The 13,773-nt window shown below is 45.8% G+C and carries 12 protein-coding genes; 4 read left to right on the forward strand and 8 right to left on the reverse strand.

Annotation, left to right across the window (positions count from 1 at the left end; genetic code table 11):
• The first annotated feature begins 22 nt into the window (after positions 1-22).
• The 3 genes from K2Y22_01345 to K2Y22_01355 all read left to right on the forward strand — a co-directional run bounded on the left by K2Y22_01345 (position 23) and on the right by K2Y22_01355 (position 3,984).
• Entirely contained in the window at positions 23-382 is a 360-nt protein-coding gene (locus K2Y22_01345; GenBank protein ID MBX9877078.1) for a hypothetical protein, read from the forward strand.
• A 75-nt stretch (positions 383-457) separates the two neighbouring features.
• The gene (locus K2Y22_01350) at positions 458-3,559 is read left to right on the forward strand and encodes a DEAD/DEAH box helicase family protein (protein MBX9877079.1); all 3,102 of its coding nucleotides are present in this window, start codon (positions 458-460) and stop codon (positions 3,557-3,559) included.
• Positions 3,560-3,645: 86 nt separating this feature from the next.
• Positions 3,646-3,984, forward strand: a complete 339-nt coding sequence (locus tag K2Y22_01355; GenBank protein MBX9877080.1) for a sulfurtransferase — start codon at positions 3,646-3,648, stop codon at positions 3,982-3,984.
• Here the strand turns inward: K2Y22_01355 and K2Y22_01360 are convergent.
• The 7 genes from K2Y22_01360 to K2Y22_01390 form a co-directional block, all read right to left on the reverse strand.
• Positions 3,981-5,435, reverse strand: a complete 1,455-nt coding sequence (locus tag K2Y22_01360; GenBank protein ID MBX9877081.1) for a hypothetical protein — start codon at positions 5,433-5,435, stop codon at positions 3,981-3,983. The genes K2Y22_01355 and K2Y22_01360 overlap by 4 nt on opposite strands.
• Before the next feature lie 301 nt (positions 5,436-5,736).
• Positions 5,737-7,368 (reverse strand): hypothetical protein, encoded by a 1,632-nt coding sequence (locus K2Y22_01365; GenBank protein ID MBX9877082.1) that lies wholly within the window; start codon positions 7,366-7,368, stop codon positions 5,737-5,739.
• Between the two features lie 249 nt (positions 7,369-7,617).
• Positions 7,618-8,433 (reverse strand): prepilin-type N-terminal cleavage/methylation domain-containing protein, encoded by an 816-nt coding sequence (locus K2Y22_01370; protein ID MBX9877083.1) that lies wholly within the window; start codon positions 8,431-8,433, stop codon positions 7,618-7,620.
• A gap of 9 nt (positions 8,434-8,442) precedes the next feature.
• Positions 8,443-8,988: a type II secretion system GspH family protein gene (locus tag K2Y22_01375; protein ID MBX9877084.1), complete on the reverse strand. Its 546-nt coding sequence runs from the start codon at positions 8,986-8,988 to the stop codon at positions 8,443-8,445.
• A gap of 126 nt (positions 8,989-9,114) precedes the next feature.
• Positions 9,115-9,618 carry a hypothetical protein gene (locus tag K2Y22_01380; GenBank protein MBX9877085.1) on the reverse strand — a complete coding sequence of 168 codons (504 nt, stop codon included), beginning with the start codon at positions 9,616-9,618 and terminating at the stop codon, positions 9,115-9,117.
• A gap of 7 nt (positions 9,619-9,625) precedes the next feature.
• Complete coding sequence (locus K2Y22_01385) at positions 9,626-11,350, reverse strand: AMP-binding protein (protein MBX9877086.1); 1,725 nt, start codon at positions 11,348-11,350, stop codon at positions 9,626-9,628.
• A 26-nt stretch (positions 11,351-11,376) separates the two neighbouring features.
• Positions 11,377-11,637, reverse strand: a complete 261-nt coding sequence (locus K2Y22_01390) for a hypothetical protein (GenBank protein MBX9877087.1) — start codon at positions 11,635-11,637, stop codon at positions 11,377-11,379.
• Between the two features lie 85 nt (positions 11,638-11,722).
• On the opposite strand from K2Y22_01390, the gene K2Y22_01395 reads away from it, so the two are divergent.
• The gene (locus K2Y22_01395; protein ID MBX9877088.1) at positions 11,723-13,105 is read left to right on the forward strand and encodes an MBL fold metallo-hydrolase; all 1,383 of its coding nucleotides are present in this window, start codon (positions 11,723-11,725) and stop codon (positions 13,103-13,105) included.
• On the opposite strand, the gene K2Y22_01400 is transcribed toward K2Y22_01395, so the two are convergent.
• Positions 13,102-13,728 (reverse strand): YceI family protein, encoded by a 627-nt coding sequence (locus K2Y22_01400; GenBank protein ID MBX9877089.1) that lies wholly within the window; start codon positions 13,726-13,728, stop codon positions 13,102-13,104. The genes K2Y22_01395 and K2Y22_01400 overlap by 4 nt on opposite strands.
• Positions 13,729-13,773 lie beyond the last annotated feature (45 nt).

Genomic DNA, 13,773 nt, shown 5'->3' on the forward strand with positions numbered 1-13,773 from the left:
ATTCAAACTAGAAAGTCAATAAATGAGCGAATTTACAACCATGCTTAGAGAGCTGGAAGGCTTCATCAAGGAAGCTGGTTCCAGTGCCTACAAAAAATTCGACAAAGCAACTTACCGCATGCTTATAGATGGGCTGAAAGGCGAAGACCCTGATTCGGTCAAAGTAGTCATTGACCAATTAAAAAATGAAAGACACGCACTTGCCATCCCGCCGATGTTCATCGTCGCTAATGCCCACCCCATCGAATGGGTACGCAAGCAAGCCCAAAACGCACTTTTAGATTTGGCCGGCGCCAACGAAATAGAAGGACTGACAGCCGGTAAAACCTTTAAAGAGCAAGTGCATGTTTTGCTGGAGCACTACGGCAATTACCGCGATTAGCCACCTACTTGTCACTAATACCGTTTTCTATTAAGGTTGTAGGGGCGCATTGCATGCGCCCTTCTGGTAAAGGCCATGGTAATCAACACGCAAAGTGCCAATGAAACTGTCGATGGAAGCGCAATATCAATTGCCGACCTGTCGTTTCAGTATCCTCTAAGGCGTTATCAGCAAGAAATTCTTGAACTGGTCAAAATAAAGCTCAAGCGTGGTGAAAACAAGCTGCACATTGTGGCACCACCAGGAGCCGGCAAAACCATTATTGGCTTGCAGCTTGTCTCCGAGTTTAAGTGTCCCAGTTTGATAGTCAGTCCCAACACCACCATTCAGTCGCAGTGGGGACAAAAACTTGAACTCTTCATGCCACCACATCTAAAGTCTTACGGCCTGGATGATTTGATAGGCACTCATGAAGACATGCCGCTTAAGCCGATAACCACCCTAACCTATCAAGTCTTATCCACTCCCGGTCGCGAACAGGAATATTTAGAGCGCCTGGCACGCAAATCCTGGCTTGAAGAAATCTGCAGGGCTCAAAGTCTTTCAGCAGGGAATGCCGAATTGCGCATGATTGAACTCATGCAAAACAATCCTCGTGAATATCAAAACGAAGTCTCTCGGCACTTAAGCCGTTTAAGAAGACGACTTACAGAAGTGCTGGATTTAAAAGAAGTACTGCACGACAATGCGCTGGAACTTCTGCAATCTTTGCGCCGGCAAAAATTTGCGCTTGTGATTTTTGATGAATGCCACCACTTAACCGACTACTGGGCCGCTGTGATGACGCACTTAGTTAAGCGCCTAGACAATGCCGTCGTCATAGGTCTTACAGGAACTCCGCCTGAAGGCAAATCCAATCAGCAAGAAAATCGCTATCTAACTTTAGTTGGTGAAATTGACTACCAAGTACCCACACCGGCTCTTGTTAAAGAAGGCGGATTGGCTCCCTTTCAGGATCTGGTGCATATTACTCAACCAACAGAAACCGAATATTCATTTTTGGAGTTACAACACGAAGACTTCCATACTCTAGTTGATGAGCTGACAAAGCGAAGAAGCGAGGAAAAACAATCGCCTTTAACTGCTTGGGTTCAAGCAAGGCTGGATGAGTTTTTGTCCTCGGATGAGAAAAATATGCCTGAATGGCAACGAGAACTAACTACTGCCTGCATAAGATATCTCTGGCGTCTGGAGAAGCCCTTACCCAAAGGCATTGAATTGTCCGAACAACTTTGCCAGTCTCCATTACTGGATGACTGGATGAACATCCTGGAAGACTATGCACTGCGCAAATTGAAGATAAGTTCAGAAGCAAGCGACCATGAGATGTACCAGGTAATTAAATCAGCAGTACGCAAACTTGGTTATGCTCTAACAGAACAAGGCATTCGCAAACAAGCATCGCCTGTGGACAGGGTGCTTGCTTTCAGCAAGAACAAGGCTCATGCGGTTGCGGAAATATTGAACCTGGAATACAGAAGTCTGGATGACCGCTTGCGTGCAGCTGTCGTCACTGACTTTGAGCGCATGTCCGCGCTTGAGACAAAGAGTCTAAAAGGCGTCCTCACTGCCGAATCAGGCGGCGCAATCGGTGTCTTCCATGAATTACTCAAGGAGCCTATTGCTGAATTTGTAAATCCTTGTCTGGTTACCGGCTCACTTCTTCTTGTAGATAAGCGTATTGGCGAGCAATTTCTGACAGCAGCTGAGCAATACGTAAAACAAGAAGGTCTTAAACTAGCACTCTCAAAAATAGACAATGATGAATTTGGTTACTGTGAAATAACAGGTAATTCCAGCGCTTGGGAAACAAGGCTTTACGTAGGTCTGGCCACAGAATTGTTTGAGCGTGGATTATCCAAATGTCTTATAGGCACGCGTGGCTTATTTGGCGAAGGATGGGACAGTCAGGCGTTAAATACACTGATTGATCTGACAACAACAACTTCCCCTGTATCAGTCAAACAATTGCGTGGTCGTTCATTGCGTATCAACACTAACGATCCTCTAGGTGGGCGCAAAGTAGCCAACAACTGGGATGTTGTCTGTGTGGCGCCGCAACTGGAAAAAGGACTAAACGACTACAGCCGCTTTGTGCGCAAGCACGATGGCTATTTTGGTATTGCCGACGACGGACAAATTGAATGCGGTGTAGGCCACGTGCATCCGGCATTTTCCGAACTAACACCAGCTGATGTTTTTGCCTCTTCAGAAGAACTAAATACCGAGATGAATTTGCGCGCTCTTGCCCGCGATGGTATTTATGATCTCTGGAAAGTTGGACAACCTTATGCCAACAAATCGCTTGGCTGTGTCGAGCTTACTCGATTGAAGAAAATGGCTCTCACTCCGCCTCACATAAGACAAGACTTGCCCTACAAAGAACACATCAAGTACCTGCGCTCACATTTAAACGGCATCTGGCTGGAATATCTAGGCATTGGCAGCGCAGTCTCCGCTATTCTTGCTTATATGCTTACCTCGTATGGCATTCTTGTGTTTGCCGCCGCCTTGCCTTTAGTCTTTTCTTTGGTAATAGCAATAAGAAAACACTCGTCTTTATACGATAGGCTCAAAGCACAAGTCTGCCAACCAAACACGCAAGAATCTTCTCTTAAGGACATGGCATTAGCTGTATTTTCTGCGCTGCAGCAGATGCGCCTGCTGCCCAATTACCTGGAGCATAAAGCAGTCACAGTCACTAGAAGATCTGACGGCTCGTTTCGCGTATTTTTAGATGAGGCAGAAGAAGTACATGCAGATATTTTCGCCGCTGCATTTGAAGAGACTATGGCACCTCTCAATAATCAGCCTTACATTATGCCCAAATACGAGTACTCACTTGAACCTGTCGAACCAATCGAAGTCCTGGAAAAACAAGAAGAGTCTTCAGATGGAACGAAAGAAATTCCCAAGCCAATTTCCACACAAACAAAGGACCCGGTAGAAAGATTTTTCAAATCATACTTGGCAGGCAAATGCGAGCCCTATATTGCCTCCTACCATGCCATTCCCAAGGTGCTTGCCCGCTCAGAAAAAGGGCGTGAAACCTTTGAAGCAGCCTGGAATAAGTATGTAAGCCCTGGTTTTATCATCGAAACAGAGACAAAGCCGCATCTCTTAAAACGCTATTTCGGCATTGGCCCAAGTCTGGCTCATAAGCTCATCTGGGAGTAGCCACCGAGGCTATTGGTTAAATCAGTCGACTGGATAGCAGCAAATGTCCTTGCTAGGATAAGCCTTCTATCCAAGTGAGGGCGACCATGAACTTTGCAAGCGGCGTAAAAGAAATCTCTGCCAAGGCTCTTCAAGAGCGCATTAAAACCAATCCGGATCTTTTGTTATTGGATGTCCGTGAAGCAAATGAACTTGCCGTCTGCAAACTATCAAATATCAAACATATTCCTCTAGGCGAATTACCTGCCCGAGTAAACGAGTTATCCAACAAAGACTCTGAGATTGTTGTTTATTGCCGCTCAGGCAAGCGCTCAGAACGTGCCTGCCAATTCCTTACTGCCTCCGGCTACAAAGACGTGGCAAACCTAGATGGCGGCATTCTTGCCTGGGCCAAAGACATAGATCCAAGCATGCCGAATTACTAGAATTCTTCCCAGCTGACAGTTGTAAGACCGTTAACTACATAATTGCTACCCGAGCCGCTAGCAGGCACATAGCCAATCGTATTGACTGCAGCATAGGAAGAATCTTTCAAAGCTAGATCAAAATGGATATTGCCATTACCGGAAGAGGTAATTGATTTGCCAACTATCGAGCCATAAACGGTGCCATTTCCGCTCACAGAGATGCTGGCTGATGGCGCATAGATTACACCTTTAAAGTCCGCATTTCCCGATAATGAAACACTTTTGGAACTATTAGTAAATATTTGAAATTTCGCCGGAATATTTGTGGCATTACTCATTCCATTTCCAGCAATCTGAACGACTGTCGAGCCGGCGGAGTTCCCTTCTAAATAAACAACAGTATTGGTTGAGACATTGCTTTCAATTTGCAACTGTCCATTACCAGTAACACTAAATGAACTTGCTTTATATTTGCCAGGCGGGATATAGAGCGTGTTATTAGCACTGACATTAATCGAACTTACCGGCGCAACACCATTTCTTACTATTACTTTCCCATTGCCAGAAATATTAACAGCACCGACATTATATGAACCATCAGGCGAACTAGGAGCTACAGTCAAGCTGACCTGATCCTGACTTAGAGACTTATCAATTGGTGTTGTATAATCACCGCTGCGAGGAGTGCCTGCTTCAAGAGCTTTAACATTATCGCTGCCACCAGGTGCTGGTCCGACAGTGGCTGTAAAACCGCTGGTCATCCCATTAGCCTTGATTTGATTTTCAACAATAGCATTACCGCTTCTAGTTGCAACAGTAGCTGTTGTGCTTCCCTTTGGCAAAGAAGCGACAATCAAATTGCCCCCAATATGGGTATTACCAGACAGATTAACGCTGGTATTAGAACCAACATCACCTAGATAATTATTATGATTACTCGCACCATATGCACCATTTCTAGAATCATAAGCATCCGTAATCATATTACCGGAAGCGCTGAGAGCATTTTGAGAGTAAAGAGCATAGGAAAAAAATGGTGTGGTAGCAGGTACCGTAGTTACTTGTTTCAACATAGGTGCAATGACTATGCGTACGGTTGAAGTCAGCCCAGCATAATTAGAAGTAGCTGCAATCACTCTGAAACAGTTGGTATTTGATACCACATTGCCGGCCAATTGATCATCAAGCTGACTTTTCCAAACAGAGGCCGTAGATGGTGCTCTTACATTATTCACCGACACAGTTACAAGAGCTGCACTACCTACCACACTGGCGGGCACCTGCGATACGTGCGGCGCGCCATCAAGGCTTACATCATCATAGTTTGAAATCGTACCGTTCTTAAATGCGGTATCCAGCTGAGAGACCACGTAATCCAGACCAGCCTCCGCAGAACTCCTAACTATGGACCAATATCCAAGCTCGGATCCCTTCTGATACGTAGGGATAACGATGCTGGCCGTAGCCATTAGCCAGGTGGCTACCACAATAGAAAATACGGACACCGCTACTAAACTATATCCATTCTGAGCCCGTCTATTGCGCCTGTCAAACAAGAACTGCATACGCATATGCCACCGCTTAGTCTGATACAAAAAAATGGCCGGTCGCAACCGCGCACGACCCTTTCATTCAGCCCCTATCTGAATGAAAAACGATTGCGACCGCCTACTTCATCAGTACTTCCAGCATAGATCAGCAGTTCACTGGAAGCGTCCCCCCTAAGAGTTACCACTTGCTTAGATAAGCGGTAATTTAGAACTCTCTGCCTTAGCGCTCTTCCCAACTAACAGTTTTGAGCGAATTCACAAGAGTGGGTGTAGTAGTAGTAATGGTTATCTCTTGACCAGGAATGGTCACGGTGGCACCCAAGTTGTGGGTATTAGCATACGTACCATCAGCTAGAGCTAAATCAAAATGAACAGTGGCATTACCAGTTGATGTAACTTGTTTTCCAACTATTGCGCCATATACGCTACCATTGCCACCTATGGTTATCGGAGAAGAGGGTGCATAAATGACACCACGAAAATCGGCATTGCCGGTGATACTGGTACTTTTGGAGCTATTTGTGACAACTTGAAATTTAGAAGGAATTTGCGTCGCATTAGAAACACCATTACCACCCAGCGAGATAACCGTGCTGCCGGCCGTATTACCTTCGAGGCTAATAACCACATCCGTACTGACATTACTTTCCAACTGAATTTGTCCGTTGCCTGAAATTGACAACGATGTAGCCTTATAGTTACCCGGAGGAATATAAATAGTGTTATTCGCTGACACATTTATTGAACTGACCGGGGCGGCGTTATTGCGAACAATAACCTTGCCGTTACCAGAGACATTGATTGCTCCTACATTGTACGCGCCGGATGGCGCGCTGGGCGCAGGTGACAGGGTAATCTGATTTGAAGTTAAAGACTTATCTATGGGGGTTGTGTAGTCGCCGGATCTTGGTGTGCCAAATTCAAGAGCTTTAACAGTATCACTACCGCCCGGTGTAGGTCCATTTGTACCAGTAAATCCACTTGTAACGCCATTCACCTTCAATTGATTTTGCACCACTGCGTTGGCAGATCTGGTTGCCACGACTGCAGTGGTACTTCCTTTGGGCAATGAGGTGACTACTAAATTGCCGCCAATATTCGAATTAGCACCAATTGTGGCACTTGTGTTGGAGCCTACGTCGCCCCTATAGTTATTTCTATTTGTCCCACCATAGGCCCCGTTTCTTGAGTCGTAAGCATCAGTACTCATATTACCGGAAGCCAACATGGCGCCATCTGAAAAAATCGCATAATTAAAAAACGGCATAGTACTCGTACTCGTAGGACCTGTTGTTGTTGTCGTTGTCGTTGTCGTAGCAGGTAAGCCATTCAAATCAGGTCTGACAATAATTCTCACAGTTGAACTTAATCCAGCATATGTAGCAGTTGATGAAATAACCCTGTACCGGTTCACACTCCCGACAGAATTGTTTGTCAGCGTATCATCAAAAGCAGTATTGTAAACAGACGAAGTCGTCGGTGGTCGCACATTATTGACTGAGACATTTACGGTTGCATATGTTCCAATGACACTTGCCGGCACAGCACTGACTTTGGCCGTACCATCGACAGTGGTATCATCAAACGACGAAACTGTACCTGCTTTGAAATTTGAATCCAATTGAGCAGCTACATAATCCAACCCAGCCTCGGCAGAGCTACGGACAGTTGACCAATAGCGGAATTCTGCCGCTTTTTGTATGACTGGTAATGACACCGACGCAGTCATAAGCATCCACGCACCAGCTACAACGCTAAAAACAGTGACAGCGACTATCGAATAACCGTCATCTCGATTCGAACCTTTCACCCTCTTAGGTTTGGCATTCGGATTATGCTCTGAAGCTTGCATTAAAGCAGAGACCTTTCTACAAATGTCCCCCGCTTTATTATTGAGCCGTTTCAGAACTGTTCTCACCGGTCCCCTCTCCTGGCTTCCCAAGACATCAACCGTCTACTTCCAGCCTATTACACATACCTCTTGTCAACTTATAATTGCTCTCATAATAAGCAAACTATAATGAGCTAGATCCCTGCAGATCGCCTTACTACTGGTTTCAACATCACTAACTGACCCATTTTGTTTGTTATCTCAACCCTCCTAGATTGTTGTAAGAGTGTTGTTGCGCAAGAAAATCTCGCTCTTGATTCCAATCGTGCTTCGATTTCTCGCTTGCACTGACTCATGCCGCCGTAATTCAAAATTGACTATTACTCCTGTGTAATTCGACATTTGATCGGCTAGCACCGTGTCTTGCGGTATACCAGCACTGGTCAAAAACTGAAACGTCTTGGGGGTTTCGGTCGCATTATCCATAGGACCAATTATTCCCCGCAAAAGCGTTCTTGGTGGATTCAACACTGGTCTGGTTGAGTTATTGCCGGGAAAGCTGGCCACCTGCAACATAAACGTGCCTGGATCAGTGCTATCAGGTAAAACTTGATAGACGTAGGTATCCGTATTATCCAGCGTTCCAATTTTTTGGGGAAAACCATTCGAGTCAAAAATTGGAACCTGTATTATCAAACAGGTGTTGGAAATGGTATATGGATGACTGGGCCAAGGCGAGCCTGGCCATCCGCCAGCTGGAGCCTGCCCAGCACCATATATGGGATTACTTGGAGTGGCAGGAAAGTAGCCGACGCTAATTTCCGGATTGTCGCCAGGCTCGCGCGTAATATCACCGATATTGCGGCCCATTCTCACGTCACCAGCAATTCTATCGATAGCTAATCTGGCTGCATTCAGACTGTCCACCTTGTTGAATAATTTCCACGAGCCTTGACTGTTCATGAACAAAAGTTCGGCTGTTCCTGCAGAAATGATGCCAATGATCATTACTGATACCAGCATCTCTACCAGCGAGAGCCCGCTTGTCCTCTGTCTTGCATTATTTAGTGCTAAAAATGTACTCATAAAAACCTCTCAATTATGAATACCGTTTCGCGAGATAAACGTGCTGACTGTATAGGTCTTATTCATCTTAATTTCGGTCCAATTGACCGTAATATCTACTTTGACACCATTAGGAAGAACCGCTCCTGCAGCGTCGGTATAGCTACCCCAACCAGCATTGGTTAGCATTTCTGTTACGGTGCCGACAAACTTGTTATTTTCCGCGTCCGTTGACCAGTCCAAATTAGTCAAGTCCAGCATTAGAGGTCTGGTATTTACCGGATTTCCAGAATTCGAGCTGTTGATATTTAGCGTATAAGTACTGCCAACCAAACCAGACAAAACCGCATAGTCAGTGTTTCTGGCGTTATCTATAAGTTCCTGTCCAATAGCTGCCGCAACAATCTGATTTTGTCCGCTGCTTGTCAGCTTGAGCGTCTGAGACATATTTTCTGCCAGCGCTGCTGCTAATAGGCTTGAAATAAAAACCGCTACTAAAAGCTCAACCAAATAGATACCAGAATTCGACCGGACATTTCCAGCATTCAAACGTACAGACTGTAGATTACGTCCCATACGCATATTCGCCTTAACAATCAAGGTCCGGCGCAACATCCGTACCCCATACCCAATATTCCACAAAATCGCTTGAAAACCATCACGCACAAGGGTTATTGGATTATTATTGAAGGATATTAATCTTTAGGGGATGGAAATCAGACCCTGCTCGCTAACTAGAACATGCTTCGTGGTGAGCCCATGGCGAATTGTAAATGAGACTTGCCCGTCCGGTACCCCTTGCGGATCAATACGAACTGCACCCGACAACGTCAGTCCTTTGGGCATAAATATCCGACTATCACCGCCACTGGGGGGTAAATATCTAACCACGTAGGAAGCTGGAAATCTTTGATCAGGTAATCGAGCTTCTAATATCGCGCAAGTGTTCGTTTTATGCGCCCGTTCTTTTATCTGACGCAAGGTAGCGGCAAGTTTGGCTGATTCGGAAACCATCGCCAATTGAGATGTAATCTCATCACAGGCAGAGTAGACCGCAAATGGGAGAAGCAACAGAACAATCAAAATCATTAACCGCTCAAAATACCAGGTAGTACGCCAGTAATTTAAGGCCTTCTGACGCCAGGTAATTTTGACAATCGGCTTGGCAAGTTTTGTATATGAGCCGCTTTGCCGAATGTCTGTCACTTATCACCTAGGCAGTTGTTACTGAGGCAGCCGATTCCAACTTGAGTTCGGCAATCATCTGATCGCGCATAACAAACTTTTGAATCTTGCCTGTCACAGTCTTGGGATATGAACTGACAAATTTCACATAGCGTGGCACCTTAAAATGGGCAACGCGCGTCTTAAGCCAGGTTTTTATCTCATTTCCCTCAGCAACAACTCCTTCTTTGAGTTGAATCCAGGCGCAGACTTCTTCACCAAAATGCTTGTCCGGCACTCCAAAAATCTGTGCTTGCGCAATCTTTTCATGCACATGCAAGACTTCTTCAATTTCGCGCGGATAGATATTTTCGCCGCCACGAATAATCATATCTTTCTTACGGCCGGTGATGTTCAGATGACCGGCTTCATTGAGCACACCTAAATCACCTGTGTGCAACCAGCGTCCTGCATCTATGGCATCGTCTGTCGCTTGCTTGTTGTGCCAATAACCAAGCATGACGTTATAACCACGTGTGCAAACTTCACCTTGTTGCCCGCGCGGCAATAATGCACCTGTTTCAGCATCGACAACCTTGCACTCAACATGCGGTAAAACGCTGCCCACGGTTGTTGTTCTGACTTCAAGCGAATCAGTAGCCGATGTCACTGTAATTAAGGGCGAAGCTTCTGTCAGTCCGTAGAAGATAACGACTTTCGTCATATGCATTTTGTCGGCAACTTCTTCCATTAGTTTGACTGGGCAAGGAGCCCCTGCCATAAAGCCGCCGACAAGACTAGTTAAATCAAACTGGGTAAACTGCGGATGCTCGAGCTGATCGATGTACATCGTCGGCACACCGCATAAGTGCGTGCATCTTTCAGCAGCTACAGCAGTAAGAGTAGCTTCCGGATCAAAATGTGGATTAGGCACAACTACACAGCCGCCACGAATAAGCGTCATTATGGTGCCTGTAACCATGCCACCACAATGATAAAAAGGCATAGCTACGCAATAGCGAGTTTTGTTGTTTAGCTCCAGTGCGCGGCCTGCAAACCAGGCATTGTTGAGCAAATTATGGTGCGACAGCGTTACACCTTTTGGAAAACCGGTTGTGCCCGATGTGTATTGGATATTGACGGCATCATCGAACTGCAATGACTCACTTCTTGCCTCCAACTCAGCTTGAGGCAAATCTTCGCCAATTTTCAAAACTTCCTCAAAACCAAGCGCCGGTCCTTCTATTTTTTTAGTTGAGCAAATAACAACAACTTGCTCGAGAGGCAGAATATCGTCGGCTTTTTCACTGTCCTGTCCGGCACCTAAAAGAGACGGCTTCAGGGCTTTTACCATCTCTAAATACTCATGGTCTTTAAACCCGGGGCGGCAGATGAGCAACTTCATTTGCGATTGCTTCAAAACATACTGCAATTCTTCTTTGCGGTATGCCGGATTTATATTGACCAGGATGGCTCCGACTTTTGCCAGAGCAAATTGACAGATAACCCATTCGGCACAGTTGGTTGACCAGATGCCGACGCGGTCTCCTTTGGCTATTCCCAGCTTCATAAGTCCACGGGCAAACAGGTCCACTTGAACCTTCAACTGCTTGAAGGTAAAGCGTAAGTCTTGCTTGGGGCTTACTAGAGCCTCACCCTGAGCATTTTCGCAGACTACCTTATCCAGCCAGGCGCCCAAAGTATGTCCAAGCAAGGGCTCATCGCAAGCCCCGTGCTCATAGCTCAATTTCGAATCTGCAATTATGTCCGCCACTTGAATCTTCAGGTCTAATTTCTAAATTACATGGGAAACGCTTCAGCGCCACCCAATATTAATACCTTATCGAGATCCTTGTGCGCCCGCTTGGCAGCTTTGGGCTTACCGGCAACCACTTGGCGACGTACTACTTTCTTATAGGTCTTGTTGTTATAGGTCCCGTTGAGGGTTTCTAATGCCTTGCTCAGTGCCGGGTCAACAATCGACGCCTTACCAACTTCAGCGGAGGCTGCCGTTACGCTTATTAGGCTTAGAGCTATTGCCAGGTTTATTACCTTAATCACAATTTTTCCCCTCGTTGGGTCCAGTTCCGGTAGTCTGTGAGGAGTATAGATTGGAAGCAACCAAAAGAAAAGGGAAAAAACACGTATGCGGCTTAAACAATTTTCCTTAGACTGCCTGTCACACTTCTCCTACCTAGTTGCCGATAATACAGAGGGTATCGCTTGTGTAATTGATCCCCAACGTGATATCGACATTTATCTGGAAGAGGCCCAAAAGGCTAACCTAACTATTAAGTACGTCGTTTTGACCCACTGTCACGCTGACTTTGCTTCCGGTCATCTAGAGCTTGCCGCAAAGACCAAGGCGACTGTCGCCATGGGTGCTAAATCCGACGCAAAGTTCCCATTCCAAGGGCTTTTTGAAGGAAACTTATTGGAATTAGGCAAAAATGTAACACTGAAGGTACTTGAGACACCCGGTCACACCCCTGAATCCATCTGCATTTTGGCTTACGACAAGAGCGAATCAGACAAACCATATGCTGTTTTTACAGGTGACACACTCTTTTTAGGCGATGTAGGCCGTCCGGATTTGCTAGCTTCTAAAGGTCTAAAAGCAGATGATCTAGCTTCAATGCTCTACGATTCATTGCAGACAAAGCTCTTGAATCTGCCTGATGAGACTATCGTCTATCCCGCTCACGGAGCCGGTTCTGCCTGTGGGAAAAATCTGAGCAAGGATTCTTTCTCGACGATGGCTGTGCAGAAACTTACAAACTGGGCACTTAAGGAGAAGAACAAAGACGCCTTCATAAAAGAGCTCGTTAGCTGCCAAACAAGCCCGCCTAAGTACTTCTCTTTCACTGCTTCATACAACAAAACCAATCACGAGCTTTTAGACAACTCATTGGCAGGCAAGCTGAGACCCTTAAGCCTCAAGGAGCTATTAGCTGTAAAAGACGCTCAAATACTCGATGTGCGCACAGCTAATGAATTTGCTCAAGGTCATATAAAGGACAGTATCAATGTCGGACTGGGAGGAAAATACGCCAACTGGTGTGGCGCTATTTTGTCTCCCGAATTACCCATAGTAATAATTGCCAATAAAGGTGATGAGCGGCAAGCCGCCATGCGTCTTGGTCGCATAGGCTTCGACAATGTCGCCGGCTTCTTAAATGACCTATCTGAAATACCGGCAAGTGATGTTTGTCGGTCAGTTACGCGTCTAGGTTCACACGAGCTTCAGCAAGCAGTAGCCGATGGCTCTCATACAGTGCTGGATGTAAGAACTGAATCCGAGTATTACGGTGGTCATATTGAAGGCTCAGTTCATGTCCCCTTAGCCGAACTAAAAGAGCGACTGAGCCATGTCCCCCAAAATAAAAGGCTGGCAGTCGTTTGCGCCGGCGGTTATCGTTCTTCAATAGCAGCCAGTTATCTGCGTAAACACGGCTTCACGCAAATAACCGACTTAATTGGTGGCATGGGCGCCTACGTCAAAGACGTCGGCTTAAGACCAAAGACCTAACCTTGCGGTTTATCCTCTGACTTGACCATTTCTACATCCAGTGTAATCTTCACGTCGTCGCCAACCATAGCTCCGCCGTTATCTAAAGCAGCATTGTAAGAAATTCCGAAGTCCTTACGATTTAGTTTGGCTGTGGCAGATGTTCCGGTGCGAGTTTTGCCGTGCGCATTTACTATGGGACCCATTGCTTCCGCATCAAGTGTCACCTCTTTAGAAACACCATGCATGGTCAAAGTGCCGAGAATTTTGAAACCATCTTTTGTTTGAGTGATTTTCCTCGACTTAAAAGTAATTGTCGGATATTTATCTACTTCAAAAAAATCTTTGCTCTTTAAGTGCTCATCACGTTTCGGCTCGTTGGTATCGATGCTGTTCACGTCAATCACAGCTTCAACAGTGGCTTTCGGCAGGTTCTTTCCATCGTATTGAACATTGCCTGATACTTTGCCGAATGAACCATTGACGTTGGAAATCATCATGTGTTTAATAGAAAATCTTGCCGATGAATGCGCCGGATCAATTGTCCAACCATTCGCTGTGGCAATTTGTTCCTTAGCAGCAACAGGTAGGCTGAGACCTACAAGCATGGCAGAGACAATAAGAGTTCTAGTAATGTTCGTCATTTCATTCTCCAATTAAGTAGTGAGATCGAGATCCTAATTTAGTAA

Source organism: Candidatus Obscuribacterales bacterium, from assembly GCA_019744775.1.
Classification (GTDB): Bacteria; Cyanobacteriota; Vampirovibrionia; order Obscuribacterales; family Obscuribacteraceae; genus SBAT01.

Coding starts and splice junctions, on each gene's coding strand:
- K2Y22_01345 (MBX9877078.1), top strand. CDS start 23: ATGAGCGAATTTACAACCATGCTTAGAGAGCTGGAAGGCTTCATCAAG.
- K2Y22_01350 (MBX9877079.1), top strand. CDS start 458: ATGGTAATCAACACGCAAAGTGCCAATGAAACTGTCGATGGAAGCGCA.
- K2Y22_01355 (MBX9877080.1), top strand. CDS start 3,646: ATGAACTTTGCAAGCGGCGTAAAAGAAATCTCTGCCAAGGCTCTTCAA.
- K2Y22_01360 (MBX9877081.1), bottom strand. CDS start 5,435: ATGGCTACGGCCAGCATCGTTATCCCTACGTATCAGAAGGGATCCGAG.
- K2Y22_01365 (MBX9877082.1), bottom strand. CDS start 7,368: ATGCAAGCTTCAGAGCATAATCCGAATGCCAAACCTAAGAGGGTGAAA.
- K2Y22_01370 (MBX9877083.1), bottom strand. CDS start 8,433: ATGAGTACATTTTTAGCACTAAATAATGCAAGACAGAGGACAAGCGGG.
- K2Y22_01375 (MBX9877084.1), bottom strand. CDS start 8,988: ATGGGACGTAATCTACAGTCTGTACGTTTGAATGCTGGAAATGTCCGG.
- K2Y22_01395 (MBX9877088.1), top strand. CDS start 11,723: ATGCGGCTTAAACAATTTTCCTTAGACTGCCTGTCACACTTCTCCTAC.
- K2Y22_01400 (MBX9877089.1), bottom strand. CDS start 13,728: ATGACGAACATTACTAGAACTCTTATTGTCTCTGCCATGCTTGTAGGT.